We start from the raw sequence: 18,011 nt of genomic DNA on the forward strand, positions 1-18,011 counted from the left end.
TGACTCTTGCTGTGCCAGCGGGCATGCACGGAGACCCGCCCCGTTTTGGTGCGCTTACGTAAAGAGATATCCTGTTTCTTTCTGTTCAGACGGATCCTGCATAATGACCGCCTCCTCTCAGACGTCATTCTGGCAAGAACAGGCCGACAGCCTGTACCCACGGGTAAGCCATGTTATTCCGGCCATGGAGTGGCCTGCCTTTTCTGAAGATATCGCGGCTATTCTGGCGCTCAAGGAAAAGCATAACGCGGTGATTCTGGCGCATAATTACCAGACGCCGGAAATCTTCCATTGTGTGGCGGATGTCACCGGAGATTCCCTTGCTCTGGCGCGTAAGGCGCAGGAGGTGGAAGCTGATGTGATTGTCATGGCGGGCGTCGCCTTTATGGCGGAAACCGCCAAATTGCTGAACCCTTCCAGAACGGTGCTTCTGCCCTCTGTTGAGGCCGGGTGCTCTCTGGCGGACTCCATCACAGCGGCGGATGTCCGGCTCCTGCGTGCGCGTTATCCGGGCGTGCCGGTGGTAACGTATGTCAACACGTCGGCCGATGTCAAAGCTGAGAGCGATATCTGCTGCACATCCGGCAATGCCCGCAAGGTGATTGAAAGTCTGGGTGTGGATGAAGTGATCATGATCCCGGATGAATTTCTGGCGCAGAATGTTGCGAAGGAAACCGGGGTAAAAATCATCACATGGAAAGGCCATTGTGAGGTGCATGAGCGCTTTACGCCGGAAGAAATCCGCGCATGGCGGGCCGCGTATCCCGGCCTTGTTGTGCTGGCGCACCCGGAATGTCCGCCGGAGGTGGTGGCGGAAGCCGATTTTTCCGGCTCAACCGCTGGAATGTCAGACTTTGTGGCGTTCGGTCAGGCCGGGCGTGTGCTGCTGGTGACGGAATGTTCCATGAGCGACAATCTGGCGGTGGACCATCCGGAGGTCGAGTTTGTCCGCCCGTGCAACCTGTGCCCGCACATGAAGCACATCACCCTCGCGGCCATCCGGAAGTCACTGGAACAGAGGGAGGTGGAAGTCACGGTGGATGCCAGTGTAGCGGACCGTGCCCGCCTGTCGATCGAGCGGATGCTGGCTGTCTGAGGACAGTCTTCCGCCTGCTTTTTTAAAAACAGAGAACGAGAACATCATGCTGCCTGCTCTGCCCGATATCATGCTGGAACCGCTGGTGCGGGCCGGATTGCTGGAAGATCTGGGTCGCGGAGGGGATCTGACGACAAATGCAGTGCTGAAAGGTACGGAACGGGTCCGGGTTTCCATGCGCTGCCGGGAAAAGGGTGTTCTGGCCGGGCTGGATCTGGCCAGACTGTCTTTTCATCTGATGGACCCGTCTTTGCTGTTTGAGCGCCTGAAGATGGACGGCACGCATCTGGAAGCGGGCGATGTGGTGGCCGTGGTGGAAGGGTCTGCCCGCTCCATCCTGACGGGCGAGCGCGTGGGGCTGAATTTTCTCTCACATCTGAGCGGTATTGCCACCGCCACAGCGGCGATTGTGGCCAGTATGGCGGGCACAAAAGCCCGGCTGTGCTGCACCCGTAAAACACTGCCCGGCCTGCGGGCGGTGCAAAAATATGCGGTGCGGGCAGGCGGAGGCATCAGCCACCGGATGGGGCTGGATGATGCTATTCTGATCAAGGACAATCATATCGCGCTGGTAGGCAGCGTGCATGAGGCCGTGGCGCGCGCGCGCAAGGCGGCGGGTCATATGGTGAAAATTGAAGTTGAGGTCGATACGCCCGAGCAGTTGCAGGAGGTTCTGGCCGGTGAGCCGGTGGATGCTGTGCTGCTGGACAACATGCCGGTGCCGGTGCTGCGCACCTGCGTGGAGATGATCAACGGCCGCCTGCTGACGGAAGCCTCGGGTGGTATTACCCCGCAAACCGCCGCGGCCATTGCGCAGGCCGGGGTCGATCTTTTATCCGTTGGCTGGCTGACCCATTCCGTCAAGGCGCTCGATTTCGGTCTGGATTTTGAAAAGAGTCTCTGAAGACTGTCTGAAAAGAAGACCCCCTGAAAATCCGGACAGTTTCACAAAAAAATGATGCTCGGAGCCTCCTGTCTCTCTGCCCTTTCTGACACCCTTGGGGCAGGTTTCGCGTTGGTTTACACTGCGTAATCCTGATCCCATGCGTGTCCGTGCCGGAACATCATGGGATGATGCCTGAGAAACGAGAGGCCGCCTTTTATGTCTGAGTCCTTAACCCCTGCATCATCCTGCCCGGCGGAAGACTGGTCGGACTCCCGTGTGCGGGTTTTCCTGCGTGAGATGTTTGATGCTGCGGTGGCGAGTGCCAGCCCGTTTGAGGTTCTGGCACGGTTTTTGCCGGAAAAGCCTGAAGGGCGCTGCATTGTGGTGGGCGCTGGCAAGGCGGCGGCCTCCATGGCCGCAGCACTGGAAGTCGCATGGCCGGATGTGCCGCTGGAAGGGGTGGTGGTCACGCGCGACGGACATGCCATGCCCACGCGGTCCATCCGCGTTCTGGAGGCCTCCCATCCTGTGCCGGATGAACGGAGTGAGCAGGCCGCGCGGGATATTCTGAACACCGTCAAAGGGCTGGGGGCGGATGATCTTGTCATCGCGCTGATTTCCGGCGGCGGGTCGGCCCTGCTGGCTCTGCCTGCTGAGGGCATCACGCTGGATGAAAAAAAGCAGATTGCCCGCACGCTCCTCCATTCCGGCGCGACCATTACGGAAATGAATACCGTGCGCCGACACCTCTCGGCCATTAAAGGTGGCCGTCTGGCGCAGGCCGCCTATCCCGCGCGGGTGGCAACCCTCGTGATCAGCGATGTTCCGGGGGATGATCCGGCGGTGATTGCCAGCGGCCCGACCGTGCAGGATGAAACAACGGCGGAGGATGCGCTGCGGATTATCCGCAAATATGACATCACTTTGCCGCCTGCTGCGCAGGCCCTGCTCCAGCGTGAGGCCGGGGCAGACCGTCAGGCCCTCCCGCCGGTTGCTGAGGGCAACAGCCTGACGATGATCGCAACCCCGTTCTTCGCGCTGGAAGCCGCGGCAGACGTTGCGCGCCGGGCAGGGGTTACACCCATTATTCTGGGGGATGCGCTGGAAGGGGAAAGCAGTTCTGCCGGAATTCTGTTCTCCGGTATGGCGCGCTCCGTCCGGCAGCACGGTCAGCCCGTGGCGGCTCCGGCTGTACTGCTCAGTGGTGGGGAGACTACGGTTACCATCCGGTCCGGTGAAAAACCGGGCAAGGGGGGCCGTAATACGGAATTTCTGCTGGCCTGCGCGCAGAGTCTGGCCGGAGAACCGGGGATCTGGGCGCTGGCGGGGGATAGTGATGGTATCGACGGTACGGAAGATGCCGCCGGGGCCCTGATCGGCCCCCACACACTCGCCCGTGGTGCCGCTATGGGCCTGAGTGCCGAAGATTTTCTCAAACGGCACGACAGCTACAGCTATTTTAAAGAGCTGGATGACCTCGTGATGACCGGCCCGACGCTGACGAATGTCAACGACATTCGTCTGGTTCTGGTTCTGTAAGTCTGGCTCTGGCTCTGGCTCTGGCCGGGGTGGGGCGGGCGGGCCGCCCGTCCGTCCGTCCGGAATTATTCGTGCCGGAGGGTCACAACCAGCACATCCCGGTAGGCCGGGCGGCCGGGGTCGACCGGCTGGACGGGGGTCACGCCGTGATACACCCGGCTGTCATTCACCAGTGCGGTGTCCATCGGGTCCGTCAGGGTAAAGCTGCCGACTGTCTGGCGGTTGAGGTCATGGATTGTGGTCTCACCACGCGCAATGTTTTCCCGGCGCACCATCATGACGCACACCCAGTCCACCCCGTCCCGGTGCAGCCCTTCCGGTGTAGGGCGACCGGCTGAATCCGGGCTGGCCTCAATCCGGAACTGATGCACTTCCGCATGCCATGCCACGGGGCGCTGGTCCTGCGGGGTGAGATCATCCGCAATATGCTGCGTCAGGCGCAGGATGGCCTGCAGCGCCGGGTGCTCGCCCATGGCGGGGGTAATGGCTTTAAACCAGCGTTCAATCCCGCCATTGAGCGTGTTGTAATCGCGGCTCTGATAATGCGGCTGGTGGGGTTTGCGGAGGATCTGCTCTTCCGTCAGCGTAAAAGTCGCATGGCGGCGGCGGCGGTAGCGGCCACCATCCGCCATATAGCGGTCTACCCCCAGATGGTTCCAGCTTTCCGCAAACTCCTCCCATCGTTCCATCCCGAACTGTTCCAGAAGCGGGCGCACGGCCACAGCCTGCTCATAGGCAAAGCCGTTCTGGCCGAGCGGCGCTTCAAGGGCTTCCAGCGGTTTTAAGGCTGCTGGCGGGAGGGCGTGCGGAAGGGTGTCAGGCATGGGGCGGACCTTCTCCAAAAGCAGCAGCCGGGGAGCTTTCATCTTCAGGCTTTTGCAGGCCTGCGTCAGATTTTTCTGCGGCTTCAATCGCCTGTGCATCCGCAGCGGAGGGCTGGGAGGCTGGCTGAGGCACAGGCTGTGTTGTGCCGGGTCTGGGTTGCGGGGCATGGGCTGCGGCGGGCACCAGCGCATCCGGCACGTCATCCACAGCAAGATGCATGCTGTTGCCCGGCGGCGTGGTGTAATAGGAGGTTGGTGTGTAGAACTTCACGCCAGCATCCACCATCAGGTTGGCCAGACGGCGGTAGAACTCGCGCTGCACCTTCCACTTCATCATCGGTGCGGTCTTGATAGCCCCGACCAGCACCGCGCCGTTGCTGTCCGTTTTATCAACCCCCAGATCCGCATAGTCCGAGAAGATCATGTGGCTGAAGGCGTCCTCTTTGCGCATCTGGGCCACAACGCTGGCCATCAGCTTGGCAACCTTGACGGAATCCTCGCTCAGATCCAGCACCTGCTTGACGATAATCTGGTTAAAGCCGCGGCCCGTATTGGCAATGGAGGTCACGGAGGAGAAGGGGATGATGTGCAGGTCCCCGTCAATGGAGCGCACCCGCAGCGTGCGGATGGACAGATGTTCCACCGTGCCGGACACGCCGCCCGTGGTGACCCAGTCCCCCACCTGAATGGCATCTTCCGCCAGCATGAAGAACCCGGTGATAACGTCCTTCACCAGACTTTGTGAACCAAAGGACAGACCAACACCCATAATCCCGGCACCGGTCAGCAGCGGGGTCACGTTAATACCAATCTGTGAGAGCGTGGTGACGGACACCACGATGATGATTATGGCCAGCAGCACAGTGCGGATAATGGGCAGCACCGTGCGCAGACGTGTTGCGCGGGAGGCCTGAGAGGAGGACGTATAGCGGTCAATCTGCTTGTTCAGCAGGCCATTGATCACTTCCCAGGCCAGAGCCGCAATCGTAGCCCCGATAGCCAGACTGAGTGCTGCGCCGACAAGCCGGGAGCCAAGGGGCGAGTGGAAGAAGAACTGGAAGCTCGGCAGGCCCCAGCTCTGCGTGATGATCACACACGTCATGAACGCGATCACAATGGTCAGTGCACGGCGCACAAACGGATAATAGTAGTCCGCCCGTTTCTGGAGGCCGGGATATTCGGCTTCTACGGCCTCACTGACGCGGAACAGACGGTCCTGCATGCCGTAAGCCAGCACGGCCACCAGCCGGGAGAGCACCAGAAAGGCAAAGGTCATGCCCGTGCCGCGCAGAATCCACTGATACCCGCCCTTGAGATGCGCCGCCCAGACAAACCACAGCGCGATATCCAGAAACAGCACCGGAATCCACCAGAAGCGCGCCAGCGTGCCCACAAAGGCCCAGAAAGCTTTTTTGCGCATGGCATCAGACGGCTGGAGCGCATTGGCTACAATATGGCGCACACGCCAGATAAAGGCGGCAATCAGCAGATGCTGGATGAGCACCACGGCGCGCAGCATGGCTTCCGTGCCGCGGGGGGCCATATTGAACTCGCTGCCCAGCGTGGACAGGCAGATCACCAGTGAGGGCGCTGCAACCAGCACGTTCCACCAGCGGGTGAGCATCCGGGCTGTTTCATCTCTGGCGGGGGCCAGACGGATAGCGGGAGAGCGTGGGGCCAGAGCCGTTTCCACCAGCAGATACAGGCAGCGGGCAATGACATACGCATTGGTCAGCGTGATGGTGACGATGCTGGCCTGCTGGGTGGTGGTCAGGAATTCCGCCCCCAGATAGCCCAGCCCGAAAAAGACGGCCACGGGCAGAAGTTTGAGCAGGAAATGCAGGATATTGTAGGGCACACGGATGAGGTAGCGCATGACCTCATTGCGTCGCCGCTGGTCATCCGCACGGGTCTTGGTGTTGTCCCCATCCGGGGTGGAGGTGGCAGCCTGCACATTTTCCACCGCAACGGCGGCATCCTGCTTCCGCTCACGCGCTTCCGCATGGGCCGTGACGGCATTCAGCGGCTTTTTGAGCAGCATGCTGGAGACGCGCTCCAGCGCGAGCGCGACCAGCATGATGATCAGAGCACGACTGAAGGCATCAATCAGCGTCTGACGGGACTGCGGATTGCTGATCTGCTGATGGAACCAGAACCCGACGGATCTGAGGTCCTTGAACAGAGCGGTAAAGTTCTGCGTGTAGCCGTGCAGGGAGCTTGTCAGGCTGTCCAGTTCAGAATGGACATCACTATCAATCACCGCGGTCGGGGTATCTTTTTTGGCGGCTGGCGCGGCGGGCTGCGCAACGGGGAGCCCTTTGGCCATCAGCGTCAGGGTATTGGTAAAATCCTGCCGCTTCTTTGGGTCATTCAGAACGCTGAGGAGCTGCTCCGCATCCTGACGGCTGAGCGTGCCGGCCGGGGAGGGCGCTGGCGTGGCGGCGGGGGCAGCAGCGGTTTCCGCCGCCAGAGCCTGACTGGTCAGCCGGGGCGCAATCCCGAACACCAGAAGACAGATAAAGCAGAGCCCGAGGGCAAATCTGACCGGGGAGAAAAGGGGAGAAGCCGTGGAGGCTCGGGTCGTGCTCTGGTGCAGGCTCTCTGCCGCCATAACGTGCCGTATCCTTGTTGAAAATATCGATCAGGAAAGGGGCACAGTACGGCCCCATGCGTAAAATGAAGGGTAAGGGGCAAATCTGGCAGCATCAAGAGGCACCCGGAGCAGACGGGCTGGCCGCCAGACGGGGAGCTTACATCCGGCGGTCGAACGTGACGATCTGGCTGTTTTCCGCACGCAGGACCAGCGTTCCGGCAATCAGGTCATGCAGTCCCTGCTTGTGGCGCGTAAAGGCCACCATCAGCACACCAATATGGAGGATGGGGAAGGAAATAAGCGCCTTGATCAGGAAACGCACAGTCGCCCGACCAATAGAGATCCGGTCACCCTGAAGCGTGGTGACTTCAAGCTGGCAGAGCCGCTTGCCCGGTGTGGCGCGGAAGCGGGAGGATTCAAACAGGATGAAATACAGCGCGGGCACCAGCGCCATCAGCAGGCCCGGCAGGTGCCAGTTGCCGACCTGAATATGCGGGATCAGGACGGAAATGGTGTCGGGCTGCACGCGCTGCGCGATATCCACCACATCGACCGTCTGGCCGGTGCTGTCCGGAACAGGCAGTTCCTCCCACTTCACCCTGAAGTCCGGCAGGATGAAATAGCCCAGCACGGTATCCACGGTTGTGAGAATGATGCTGTCAATCAGGAACGCCCAGACGCGCCACCAGAACCCGGCATAAATCCAGACAGGGCGGCCATCCCCCGCTGTGGCAAAGCTAGCCCCGGCCTGTGTGCCGGATGGTTGCCCCCAGCCGGGAGGAAAAGCGGAAGAGGACATCAGCTCTGTTCCTTAAAGCGTAATCAGCTCCGGTAGGATCCGTTGATATCGATGTAACCGTGGGTCAGGTCACAGCTCCACGCACGGGCGGTGCCGTTCCCAAGGCCAAGATCCACAGCGATGTCGATCTCATGGCCCTTCATGTGGGCGACAACCGGTGTTTCATCATAGCCGGGCACAACCGTGCCGTCACGCGCAATGCAGACGCCGCCGATGGAAACGGAGAGCGTGTCCCGGTCCGCAGGTTCCCCACATTTACCAACGGCCATGACAATGCGGCCCCAGTTGGCGTCTTCCCCCGCGACGGCGGTTTTTACCAGCGGGGAGTTCCCGATCGCCATAGCGACGCGCCATGCGGAGTCGTCCGAGACGGCACCGCTCACGCTGATGGTCATGAGCTTGGTGGCGCCTTCTCCGTCCCGGATCACAAGCTGGGCCAGATCATGCAGCACGCCCTGCAGAGCCTCGCGGAAGTCCGTCAGGGCTTCAGCATTGGCCTGTGTGCTGGCGGATAATTCATCATTCCCGGCGGCGCCGGTGGCAAACAGCAGCACCATATCCGAGGTGGAAGTGTCCGAATCAACCGTGATGCAATTGAAGGTCGTCTTAACACCCTGAGAGAGCAGGGCCTGTAGCACAGGGGCCGGGAGGGCGGCATCGGTCGCAACAAAAGCCAGCATGGTGGCCATGTCCGGTGCGACCATGCCGCTGCCTTTGGCAATGCCCTGAATAAGAACATCCGTGCCGTTGAGTTTTGCGGTGCGGACGGCCGCTTTGGGGAAGGTGTCCGTGGTCATGATACCACGGGCCGCGGCTTCCCACCCGGTAGCGGACAGAGCCTCATGCAGGGCCGGGAGGGCCGCCGTCATGCGCTCATGCGGCAGGATTTCCCCAATGACGCCGGTGGAGGCCAGATAGACGGCCTGCGGGGTGCAGCCCGCCAGCAGAGCCGTGGCCTCGGCTGTGGCTTTACAGGTTTCACGCCCTGCCCGGCCGGTGAAGACGTTGGCGTTCCCGGCATTGACCACAAGGGCGCGGGCTTCCCCCGTGGGGAGGATATCGCGGCACCAGTCAACCGGGGCACCGGGGCATTTGGAGCGTGTAAAAACACCGGCTACCGTGGTGCCGGGTACAAATTCGGCCAGAACGAGGTCAGTCCGGCGTTTATAACGAATACCGGCTTCCGCCGCGCCAAGACGCACCCCGCGCACCTCCTTCAGTTCCGGAAGAGGCAGAGCGAGGGGGGAGACGGGAAGAGCGTGCGCCATAACGCGGAAGTCCTTGGAAGCGGCAAACCCCGCCAGCACAGGCTGGCGGGGGCTGGTCAGTCAGACGTAGAAATTATTTTTTTGCAGGGGCTGCTGCGGGTGCGGGGGCATCCGGCAGCGGCTTGCCTGTGGTGGGGTCAAAGCGCACGATTTTCACACCGGCGGTTGCCTTGGCAACGGCGTCACGCACGTATTTCTGGATCAGAGCCTGACGGATCTTGCCCTTGACGGAATCCAGAGACGGGATCGGGTCCGTGCGGGTGTCCAGAACCTGAATGACGTGGAAGCCATACTGGCTCTTGACCGGGGTGCTGCTGATTTCACCCTTCTTCATGGCGAATGCGGCATCAGAGAACGCCGGGATCATGTCACCTTTTTTGAACCAGCCGAGATCCCCGCCATTCTGCTTGGCGCTTCCGGTATCGGTGGAGACCTGAGCGGCCAGCTTGGCGAAGTCTTCACCCGCCTTGAGCTTCTTGATGACGTCCTGCGCTTCGGCTTCCGTTTTCACCAGAATATGGCGGGCGTGCACTTCCTGCTCAGCCGGTTTGCCAGCGTAGTTCTGCTGGTAATAAGCCTGCACTTCAGCGTCGGTCAGGTGCGGCATCACCTCGCGGGAGAGCCAGGCGTTCTGCAGCGCGTTGGTGGCAGCGGCATCCATGGCTTTTTTCACGTCAGGAGATTTTTCCAGACCATCCTTGTGGGCGGCAATCTGGATGGCTTTCTGGTCCGCCAGCTGGTTGATCAGCATCGGGTAGATGACGTTGGGGGGGAGCTGGCGCATCTGGTCGGGCATGTTGCCAACCGCGTCCTGCACGTCCGCAACCGTGATTTTCTCACCGTTGACTGTCGCGACAACTGCCTTCGGGTCTGCCGGGGGCGCTGCGGGGGCTGCGGCCTGCGGTGCCGGAGCTGCTGCGGGAGCCGGAGCAGCAAAAGAGGGTGCAGAAAGAACGGCTGAGGCAATCAGGGCCGTGGCTGCAAGAGCTGAGGCCTTGGTGGAAAAACGCATGTGGACAAACCCTAAACAAAGGAAAATTGCTCAATCATCTATGAAGGAGCCTATTCTGCCCTGCAAGCCCTCTGACCACCCCGAACGGAAGAAACAAGGCTGATTGGTTGACCGGAGCGGGTCCGGGTCCTATTTTGCAGCCGAGCCACTCCATGCTGATGTTCTGCTCATGTTTTCGCCGGTCTGGTTCCGGAGTGAAGGCAGGAGAGAGCACGCATTGTTCCGGAAAGGTCTTCATGCTCGCAAGCTTCGTCCGCGCCCTGTTCGGCACAGCCAATGACCGGACGCTCAAGATGTTCCAGCGCCGCGTGCCGGAAATCAACGCCCTGGAACCCCGGATGCAGGCGCTGGATGACGCTGCTCTGGCCGCCAAAACCGTGGAATTCCGGGAAAGGCTGGCCAAAGGTGCCACGCTGGATGACCTTCTGCCCGAGGCCTTTGCGGTCACGCGGGAGGCGGCCCGCCGTGTGCTGGGCATGCGCCACTTTGATGTGCAGCTTATTGGCGGCATGGTGATGCATTCCGGCAGGATTGCCGAAATGCGCACGGGTGAGGGGAAGACACTGGTCGCAACCCTGGCCGTCTATCTCAGCGCGCTCGCCGGGAAAGGCGTGCATGTGGTGACGGTGAATGATTATCTCGCAGCGCGTGACGCCGCCGAGATGGGGCGACTGTATCATTTTCTGGGCCTGACCACCGGCACCATCGTGCCCAACATGCCTGATGAAGCCCGGCGGGAAGCCTACGCCGCTGATATCACCTACGGCACCAATAACGAATTCGGCTTCGATTACCTGCGCGATAACATGAAATATCGCCTGGAAGAGATGGTCCAGCGCCCCTTCTACCACGCCATTGTGGATGAAGTGGACTCCATCCTGATTGACGAGGCCCGGACTCCGCTGATCATCTCCGGTCCGGCGGAAGACAGTTCTGATCTCTACCGCTCTGTGGATGAAGTGGTCGTGCAGCTGGTGCAGGACCCTGCGACCTTTGACAAGGACGAGAAGTTCCGCAGCGTTGTGCTGACGGATGTCGGGTCCGATAAGGTGGAAGACCTGCTGCGCACCGCAGGCGTGCTGGATGAAGGCGGGCTGTATGACCTGCATCATGTGGCTGTGGTGCATCACGTGCAGCAGTCCCTGCGGGCGCATACGCTGTTCTCACGGGATGTGGACTACATCGTGCGGGGCGGGAAAGTCGTTATTATTGACGAATTCACCGGCCGTATGATGGATGGCCGCCGCTATTCCGATGGTCTGCATCAGGCGCTGGAAGCCAAGGAGCATGTCGAGGTTCAGCAGGAAAACCAGACCCTCGCCTCCATCACCTTCCAGAATTTCTTCCGGCTTTACCCCAAACTCTCCGGCATGACCGGCACGGCCATGACCGAAGCCGATGAATTTGCGGAAATCTACAAGCTGGATGTGGTGGAAATTCCCACCAACCGCCCGGTGGCCCGTAAGGACGAAGACGACGAAATCTATCTGACGGAAGCCGAGAAATTCGCGGCGGTCGTCAAGCTGATCAACACGGTGCATGAGCGCGGCCAGCCTATTCTGGTGGGCACCACGTCCATTGAAAAAAGTGAGGCGCTGTCTGACCTGCTGAAGCAGGAAGGCATCCCCCACAATGTGCTGAACGCCCGTTTCCATGAAATGGAAGCGAAGATTGTAGCACAGGCCGGTTCCCCCGGCGCCATTACCATTGCCACCAACATGGCAGGCCGTGGGACGGACATTAAGCTGGGCGGCAACGTGGAAATGCTGATCGCGCAGGAACTGGGCGGCGTGGAAGAGGGGCCGGAACGGGATGCCGCCGAGCAGGCCATCCGGGACCGTGTGGCGCGCGACCATGATATTGTCAAAGCTGCGGGCGGCCTGTTTGTGATTGGCACCGAGCGGCATGAAAGCCGCCGGATCGATAACCAGCTGCGCGGTCGTGCGGGGCGTCAGGGTGACCCCGGCAACTCCCACTTCTTTATCTCCCTGCAAGATGACCTGATGCGGATTTTCGGGTCTGACCGTATGGGCGGCATGTTCCAGAAAATGGGCATGAAGGAAGGGGAAGCCATTGTGCACCCCTGGCTGAGCAAGGCACTGGAGCGGGCGCAGAAAAAGGTTGAAGCCCGCAACTTCGACATGCGCAAAAACACGCTCAAATATGATGACGTGATGAATGACCAGCGCAAGGAAGTTTACGCGCAGCGCCGGGAATACATGGCGACGGAAGATGTCTCCGGTATTGTGAATGAAGCGCGGGAAGATGTGGTGGACGCCATGGTGGCCCGCCATATCCCCGAAAAATCCTTTGCTGAACAGTGGAATGTTGAAGGACTGACCAAGGCTGTTCAGGAGTCTCTGGCGCTGGATCTGCCGATTGCGGACTGGGCGAAAGAAGACGGGATGGACGCTGAGGAAGTGGCCAACCGGATCAGTCAGGCCGCCACACAGGCGCAGGCTGCCCGTGCTGCCAACCTTGGCCCGGATCTGATGCGCTTTATTGAAAAACAGGTGCTGATGACCACCTATGATGGCGTCTGGAAAGAGCATCTGCATGCGCTGGACCAGTTGCGTCAGGGGATTGGCCTGCGGGCTTATGGCCAGAAAGACCCGCTGAACGAATATAAGCATGAGGCCTTCCAGCTCTTTACCATCATGCTGGAAGAAATGCGTGAGCGCGTTGTCTCTCTGATGGCGCGGGTTGAAGTGGCCCCGCAGGAAACAGTGGACCCGTTTGCCAACACGGCTGAAATCCATGCCAGCCCGGAAATTCCGGGCTTTGCATCTGAACCCGGCCCCGGTCTTTCCCCCGGAGCCGCACCGGAAATGGCAACACCCATCGGGGGAAGCGCCATTATGCCGGATGACCCTTCAAGCTGGGGGGAAACACCGCGCAACGCACCGTGCCCGTGCGGGTCAGGGAATAAATACAAGCATTGCCACGGCCGTCTGGTTTAAGACGCGCCGGGGCCGACGGACAGGGTAAGAGAAGATGGCGGGTCATTCCCAATTTAAGAACATTATGCATCGCAAAGGCGCGCAGGACGCCAAGCGGGCCAAGCAGTTTGCCAAGATTATCCGCGAACTGACGGTTGCCGCACGCTCCGGCCTGCCTGACCCGGCCGCCAACCCGCGCCTGCGGTCCGCCATGACGGCGGCCCGTGATGTCAACATGCCCAAGGACACCATTGACCGCGCCATCAAAAAGGCCTCCGGCGCTGCGGCGGGTGATGACTATATTGAAGTGCGGTATGAAGGCTACGGCCCGGCTGGCGTTGCGGTAATTGTGGAAGGTCTGACCGACAACCGCAACCGCACCGCGTCTGACGTGCGGGCCGCTTTCTCCAAGTATGGCGGGTCTCTGGGGGAAACCAATTCCGTGTCCTTCATGTTCCGTCGTCTTGGTGTGATCACGTATCCGCTTTCCGTAGCGTCTGAAGACGATATGCTGGAAGCCGCGATTGAAGCCGGGGCGGAAAATGCGGTCTCTACCGAGACAGCGCATGAAATCACCTGCGAGGTGGAAGCCTTCTTCACGGTGCGGGATTCTCTGGAAACCCGCTTTGGCGAGCCGGAAAGCGCCAAGCTGGACTGGCGCCCGGAAAACACGGTCAGCCTTGATGAAGAAAAGGCCCGCACCCTGTTCAAGCTGCTGGACGTGCTGGAAGATCATGACGACGTGCAGAACGTCTATGCCAACTTTGATCTGTCCGACGAGCTTGCCGAAAAGCTGTCAGCCTGACAGTGGTACGCCTGCTCGGCATTGACCCCGGCCTGCGCTTTACAGGCTGGGGTGTGATTGATGTTGAGGGCAACCGGTTGCGTCACGTTGAAAACGGCGTGATTGCAACCAACAGTGCGGACAGCGTGCCAGACCGGCTGAAAGTCCTGCATGAAAATCTCACACTCCTGATTGATCGTCTCAGCCCGGCGGAAGCCGCAGTGGAGGAGACGTACGTCAACCGCAACGGCACAGCGACGCTCAAGCTGGGTTATGCCCGTGGCGTTGCCTTGCTGGCCCCGGCTCTTGCCGGGCTGCATGTTGCGGAATATGGCGCGCTGGCGGTCAAGAAAGCTGTTGTTGGCACCGGCTCTGCCGATAAGGATCAGGTTGAAATGATGGTGCGCCGCCTCCTGCCGGGGGTTAAGGTGGCACGGGCCGATGCGTCAGATGCACTGGCAATTGCGATTTGCCATGCACACCACCGGGCCAGTGCCCGCCATATTGCAGCCGGGGTAAGAATGGCATGATTGCGTTTCTGAGCGGACTGGTCATTCAGATGGAGCTGGGGAGCTGCGTGATCGACGTGAACGGCGTCGGTTATCTGGTGGCGGCATCTACCCGCACGCTGGCCGCTTTGCCAAACCCGCCTGAAAAAGCCCGCGTTCTGATTGAAACCGTGGTGCGGGAAGATGCTATTCTGCTCTACGGCTTTGCGGAAAGCGCGGAACGCGAATGGTTCCGCCTGCTGACAAGCGTGCAGGGTGTGGGCGCAAAAGTGGCGCTGGGTATGTTGTCCACTCTCTCACCGGGGGAACTGGTCGCAGCCCTGACAACATCCGACAAAGCGACGCTGACCCGCGCGCCCGGTGTGGGTGGCCGTCTGGCAGAACGTATTCTGACGGAACTGCGGGACCGGGCGGGCAAAATGCCCGGTGGTGGCGGGGGGATTGTGGTGCCTGCCAGTGCCACACCCGGTGGCGGGATTGAGGCCGATGCGCTGCTGGCGCTGGCGGGGCTGGGTTTCCGTCGCTCGGAAGCCGCCCCTGTGATCCGGCGGCTGCTGGATGAGCAGGGGCCTGAGGCCTCTCTGGATTCCGTGCTGCGGGATAGTCTGAAAGCTCTGGCCCGATGAGCGGGGCGTTTACCCCGGAGCGGGAAATTGACGCCGCCCGACGGGATGAGGATGGCGGGGAAGCCTCTCTCCGCCCGCAAACGCTGGCCGATTTTACCGGGCAGAAAGCCAGCCGGGAAAACTTATCGATTTTTATCGCCGCAGCCCGTCAGCGGGGTGAGGCGCTGGACCATGTGCTGCTGCACGGGCCGCCGGGTCTGGGCAAAACCACGCTGGCGCAGATTGTCTCGCGTGAACTGGGGGTGGGGTTTCGGGCCACATCCGGGCCGGTGATCCAGCGGGCGGGGGATCTTGCGGCCATTCTCACCAATCTTCAGCCGCGTGATGTGCTGTTTATTGATGAAATCCACCGTCTCCAGCCCGCCATTGAGGAAATTCTCTATCCGGCAATGGAGGATTTCCAGCTTGATCTGATTATTGGGGAAGGCCCGGCGGCGCGGTCCGTGCGGATTGACCTGCCCCCCTTTACCCTTGTGGCGGCCACAACCCGCGCCGGTCTGCTGGCCACCCCTCTGCGGGACCGGTTTGGGATTCCGCTGCGGCTGGTGTTCTACACGCCGGAGGAACTGCGGGCCATTGTGGCGCGGGGAGCTGAGAAGCTCGGCTTTAATCTGACCGAGGCGGGGGCTGAGGAAATTGCCCGCCGCTCACGCGGCACGCCCCGTATTGCGGGCCGCCTGCTGCGCCGGGTGCGGGATTTTGCGGCGGTCATTGCTCCTGGCGGGGCGCCCGTCAGCCGCGACGTGGCGGATGCCGCCCTGAGCCGTCTGGAAGTGGACGCGTTGGGGCTGGACGCCATGGACAGGCGCTATCTGCGGCGTATTGCGGAGTATCATCATGGCGGCCCGGTAGGGGTGGAAACCCTCGCCGCCGCTCTGGCGGAAGCGCGGGATACGCTGGAAGATGTTATTGAGCCATATCTGATTCAGGAAGGGCTGGTCCTGCGTACCAGCCGGGGGCGCGTGCTGGGGGAACGCGGCTGGCGTCACCTCGGGCTGACGCCGCCTGCGCAACCCGATGAGCCACGTTCCGCCCAGATGGACCTTTTGCCTGACGAAGAGGATGGCACATGACAACACACGCCATAGATTTCCGCATTTATTATGAGGATACGGACGCCGGGGGCATTGTTTACCATGCCCGGTATCTGGCGTTTGCCGAGCGGGCCAGAACGGAAGCCATCCGCAGCCTCGGGATGCCAGCGGCCTCCCTGCTGAGCGATTACGGGCTGGTGTTTGTGGTGCATGACGCAACCCTGAACTACCGCGTGCCGCTCCGGCTGGATGATGTGGTGACCATCACCACCCGCCTGCTGGAAGAAGGGGCGGCAAGCTGCCGTCTGGAGCAGATTTTTACGCGTGGGGACGTTTTTTGTGCCCGTGTGGATGTCAGACTGGCCTGCGTGCGGGCAGAAGATGGTCGTCCTGCCCGATTCCCGCCATTATGGCGTGATCTTTTGCGAGGACTTGCGGCTGAGGTCTAGACGGCCTCTTCTGCTTTTGCGCGGAAGACAGTAAAAAACGGCACGACCGGGATGCGTGGAGCAAAGCCCGAGTCGCAGGCAGGTGACCCGGGACGGGTGCTAGAGGCAGGAGGCGTTTTTGGATCGTGCGGTTGACGCGGCAAATCTCGGCGTAGCAGCGGCGGGAGACCTGTCGGTGTGGGGCTTGTTTATGAATGCCTCGCTGATGGTCAAACTGGTCATGCTTGGACTGGTGTTCTGTAGTGTGATGGTCTGGGCCATTATTTTTGATAAAATTGTGACGCTGCGGCGGATCAACAAACAGGCCTCCGCCTTTGAGGACCGCTTCTGGTCCGGCGGCAGTCTGGATGATCTGTACGAGAGCGATGGCGCCAAGCCGGTGCATCCGCTGGCCGCCGTTTTTGGCGCTGCCATGGGGGAATGGCGCCGGTCTGCCCGTATCCCCGGTGTGGATCTGGTGCGCGGTGGCGTGAAGGAACGTGTGGACCGCGCCATTGGCATTACGGTCACGCGGGAAATGGACCGTCTGCGCCGCTGGGTGGTGTTTCTGGCAACAGTTGGCCCGGTAGCCCCGTTTGTGGGTCTGTTTGGTACCGTCTGGGGCATCATGCACTCCTTCAGCGCCATTGCCGCCATGCACAACACCAATCTGAGCGTTGTGGCCCCCGGTATTTCTGAAGCGCTGTTTGCAACCGCTATTGGCCTGCTGACGGCTGTGCCGTCTTATGTGGCCTATAACGTGATCAGCAACAGTCTGGACCTGTTTCAGGACCGGCTGGAGGGCTTTGGCACCGAGTTTGCGGCCATTCTGTCCCGCCAGTCCGAAGAAAGGGCCTGAACCATGGGCATGCCGTCCGGAGGGAGCGGGCGCCGCCGCAGGCGCCCGATGGCCGAGATCAACGTGACGCCGATGGTGGATGTCATGCTGGTTCTGCTGATTATCTTCATGGTCACATCCCCCATGCTGACCAGCGGCGTAAACGTGGATCTGCCCAAGACAGACGCCAAGCCTGTCAATTCGGATACAAAGCCCATCACCGTGTCCATTCGCGCGGATGGCAGCCTGTATCTGGGAGATTCCGAGGTCTCGCCCGAACAGCTTGTTGCCCAGCTTAAAGCTGCTTCCAACAATGACCCGTCCCACCGCATTTTTGTGCGCGGTGATGCCCATATTGATTATGGCCGTGTGATGCAGGTTATGGGGCAGGTGACAGAAGGCGGCTTTACTCATGTGGCATTGCTGGCGCAACAACCCGCCAGCAGCGGCCACTAACTCATTCTCTCCAGCGCAGAGAAGGCGGAGAAAATTCATGGTTCGGCCACGCCGTTCCGAACAGACTGTGCTGAGGCGTTGCCTCTATCTGTCCGGTGGAGCGCATATCGCGTTCCTGCTGGCCCTGCTGATTTCTCTGCCGCCACCTAAACCGGAGGAAGAACCCCCTCCGGTGGTGGAAATGCAGTTTGAGGCCCCGGAAGATTCCGGTGGATCTCCGGCCAAAGCCAGCCAGCCTTCCCCCAAGCCCGCACCTGCTCCGGCCCCTGTGCCGAATGAGGCCCCTCCTGCTCCGGAGCCGCCGAAGGCCGCCCCGAATGAGGAAGCGCCTCCGCCGCCCCCTCCGCCCCCGCCCGTGCCCCCACCGCCGGCGCCGGAGG

General features: G+C 61.0%; 16 protein-coding genes and 1 pseudogene. 12 read left to right on the forward strand and 5 right to left on the reverse strand.

Annotation, left to right across the window (positions count from 1 at the left end):
* Positions 1-103: 103 nt before the first annotated feature.
* The 3 genes from nadA (at position 104) to JK199_RS10545 (ending at position 3,521) form a co-directional block, all read left to right on the forward strand.
* On the forward strand, positions 104-1,096 hold the full coding sequence (gene nadA / locus JK199_RS10535) for a quinolinate synthase NadA (RefSeq protein WP_212375714.1): 993 nt from the start codon (positions 104-106) through the stop codon (positions 1,094-1,096).
* Positions 1,097-1,142: 46 nt separating this feature from the next.
* Positions 1,143-2,000 carry a carboxylating nicotinate-nucleotide diphosphorylase gene (gene nadC, locus JK199_RS10540; RefSeq protein WP_212375718.1) on the forward strand — a complete coding sequence of 286 codons (858 nt, stop codon included), beginning with the start codon at positions 1,143-1,145 and terminating at the stop codon, positions 1,998-2,000.
* 279 nt (positions 2,001-2,279) lie between these two features.
* The gene (locus tag JK199_RS10545) at positions 2,280-3,521 is read left to right on the forward strand and encodes a glycerate kinase type-2 family protein (RefSeq protein ID WP_244985080.1); all 1,242 of its coding nucleotides are present in this window, start codon (positions 2,280-2,282) and stop codon (positions 3,519-3,521) included.
* Between the two features lie 65 nt (positions 3,522-3,586).
* Here JK199_RS10545 and JK199_RS10550 read toward each other — a convergent pair whose 3' ends face one another.
* From JK199_RS10550 to JK199_RS10570, 5 genes are all read right to left on the reverse strand, one after another.
* A complete protein-coding gene (locus JK199_RS10550; RefSeq protein ID WP_212375725.1) occupies positions 3,587-4,345 on the reverse strand; it encodes a 2OG-Fe dioxygenase family protein in 759 nt (252 codons plus the stop codon).
* The gene (locus JK199_RS10555; RefSeq protein WP_212375728.1) at positions 4,338-6,956 is read right to left on the reverse strand and encodes a mechanosensitive ion channel domain-containing protein; all 2,619 of its coding nucleotides are present in this window, start codon (positions 6,954-6,956) and stop codon (positions 4,338-4,340) included. The genes JK199_RS10550 and JK199_RS10555 overlap by 8 nt, the downstream gene beginning before the upstream one ends.
* Positions 6,957-7,095: 139 nt before the next feature.
* A complete protein-coding gene (locus tag JK199_RS10560; protein WP_212375731.1) occupies positions 7,096-7,737 on the reverse strand; it encodes an RDD family protein in 642 nt (213 codons plus the stop codon).
* A 23-nt stretch (positions 7,738-7,760) separates the two neighbouring features.
* Positions 7,761-9,005 (reverse strand): bifunctional glutamate N-acetyltransferase/amino-acid acetyltransferase ArgJ, encoded by a 1,245-nt coding sequence (argJ, locus tag JK199_RS10565; RefSeq protein ID WP_212375735.1) that lies wholly within the window; start codon positions 9,003-9,005, stop codon positions 7,761-7,763.
* 73 nt (positions 9,006-9,078) lie between these two features.
* Positions 9,079-10,017: a peptidylprolyl isomerase gene (locus tag JK199_RS10570; RefSeq protein ID WP_086656307.1), complete on the reverse strand. Its 939-nt coding sequence runs from the start codon at positions 10,015-10,017 to the stop codon at positions 9,079-9,081.
* Positions 10,018-10,253: 236 nt separating this feature from the next.
* Here JK199_RS10570 and secA point away from each other — a divergent pair, with 236 nt between their 5' ends.
* The 9 genes and pseudogenes from secA to JK199_RS10615 form a co-directional block, all read left to right on the forward strand.
* On the forward strand, positions 10,254-12,977 hold the full coding sequence (gene secA / locus JK199_RS10575; RefSeq protein WP_077930822.1) for a preprotein translocase subunit SecA: 2,724 nt from the start codon (positions 10,254-10,256) through the stop codon (positions 12,975-12,977).
* Between the two features lie 34 nt (positions 12,978-13,011).
* Positions 13,012-13,761, forward strand: a complete 750-nt coding sequence (locus tag JK199_RS10580) for a YebC/PmpR family DNA-binding transcriptional regulator (RefSeq protein WP_077930823.1) — start codon at positions 13,012-13,014, stop codon at positions 13,759-13,761.
* A 2-nt stretch (positions 13,762-13,763) separates the two neighbouring features.
* On the forward strand, positions 13,764-14,270 hold the full coding sequence (gene ruvC, locus JK199_RS10585; RefSeq protein ID WP_025827090.1) for a crossover junction endodeoxyribonuclease RuvC: 507 nt from the start codon (positions 13,764-13,766) through the stop codon (positions 14,268-14,270).
* The gene (gene ruvA, locus JK199_RS10590; RefSeq protein WP_212375739.1) at positions 14,267-14,875 is read left to right on the forward strand and encodes a Holliday junction branch migration protein RuvA; all 609 of its coding nucleotides are present in this window, start codon (positions 14,267-14,269) and stop codon (positions 14,873-14,875) included. The genes ruvC and ruvA overlap by 4 nt, the downstream gene beginning before the upstream one ends.
* Positions 14,872-15,948 (forward strand): Holliday junction branch migration DNA helicase RuvB, encoded by a 1,077-nt coding sequence (ruvB, locus tag JK199_RS10595; protein ID WP_212375742.1) that lies wholly within the window; start codon positions 14,872-14,874, stop codon positions 15,946-15,948. Before ruvA ends, ruvB begins: the two co-directional genes overlap by 4 nt.
* Positions 15,945-16,358 (forward strand): tol-pal system-associated acyl-CoA thioesterase, encoded by a 414-nt coding sequence (ybgC, locus tag JK199_RS10600; RefSeq protein WP_025827088.1) that lies wholly within the window; start codon positions 15,945-15,947, stop codon positions 16,356-16,358. The genes ruvB and ybgC overlap by 4 nt, the downstream gene beginning before the upstream one ends.
* Positions 16,359-16,476: 118 nt before the next feature.
* The gene (gene tolQ / locus JK199_RS10605) at positions 16,477-17,196 is read left to right on the forward strand and encodes a protein TolQ (RefSeq protein WP_025827086.1); all 720 of its coding nucleotides are present in this window, start codon (positions 16,477-16,479) and stop codon (positions 17,194-17,196) included.
* A gap of 3 nt (positions 17,197-17,199) precedes the next feature.
* The gene (tolR, locus tag JK199_RS10610; RefSeq protein WP_025827084.1) at positions 17,200-17,631 is read left to right on the forward strand and encodes a protein TolR; all 432 of its coding nucleotides are present in this window, start codon (positions 17,200-17,202) and stop codon (positions 17,629-17,631) included.
* A gap of 37 nt (positions 17,632-17,668) precedes the next feature.
* Positions 17,669-18,011 (forward strand): annotated as a pseudogene (locus tag JK199_RS10615) (energy transducer TonB); the annotation flags it as partial.

It is taken from the genome of Acetobacter persici (assembly GCF_018256955.1).
GTDB lineage: Bacteria > Pseudomonadota > Alphaproteobacteria > Acetobacterales > Acetobacteraceae > Acetobacter > Acetobacter persici.

Coding starts and splice junctions, on each gene's coding strand:
- nadA (WP_212375714.1), top strand. CDS start 104: ATGACCGCCTCCTCTCAGACGTCATTCTGGCAAGAACAGGCCGACAGC.
- nadC (WP_212375718.1), top strand. CDS start 1,143: ATGCTGCCTGCTCTGCCCGATATCATGCTGGAACCGCTGGTGCGGGCC.
- JK199_RS10545 (WP_244985080.1), top strand. CDS start 2,280: ATGTTTGATGCTGCGGTGGCGAGTGCCAGCCCGTTTGAGGTTCTGGCA.
- JK199_RS10550 (WP_212375725.1), bottom strand. CDS start 4,345: ATGCCTGACACCCTTCCGCACGCCCTCCCGCCAGCAGCCTTAAAACCG.
- JK199_RS10555 (WP_212375728.1), bottom strand. CDS start 6,956: ATGGCGGCAGAGAGCCTGCACCAGAGCACGACCCGAGCCTCCACGGCT.
- JK199_RS10560 (WP_212375731.1), bottom strand. CDS start 7,737: ATGTCCTCTTCCGCTTTTCCTCCCGGCTGGGGGCAACCATCCGGCACA.
- argJ (WP_212375735.1), bottom strand. CDS start 9,005: ATGGCGCACGCTCTTCCCGTCTCCCCCCTCGCTCTGCCTCTTCCGGAA.
- JK199_RS10570 (WP_086656307.1), bottom strand. CDS start 10,017: ATGCGTTTTTCCACCAAGGCCTCAGCTCTTGCAGCCACGGCCCTGATT.
- secA (WP_077930822.1), top strand. CDS start 10,254: ATGCTCGCAAGCTTCGTCCGCGCCCTGTTCGGCACAGCCAATGACCGG.
- JK199_RS10580 (WP_077930823.1), top strand. CDS start 13,012: ATGGCGGGTCATTCCCAATTTAAGAACATTATGCATCGCAAAGGCGCG.
- ruvA (WP_212375739.1), top strand. CDS start 14,267: ATGATTGCGTTTCTGAGCGGACTGGTCATTCAGATGGAGCTGGGGAGC.
- ruvB (WP_212375742.1), top strand. CDS start 14,872: ATGAGCGGGGCGTTTACCCCGGAGCGGGAAATTGACGCCGCCCGACGG.
- ybgC (WP_025827088.1), top strand. CDS start 15,945: ATGACAACACACGCCATAGATTTCCGCATTTATTATGAGGATACGGAC.
- tolR (WP_025827084.1), top strand. CDS start 17,200: ATGGGCATGCCGTCCGGAGGGAGCGGGCGCCGCCGCAGGCGCCCGATG.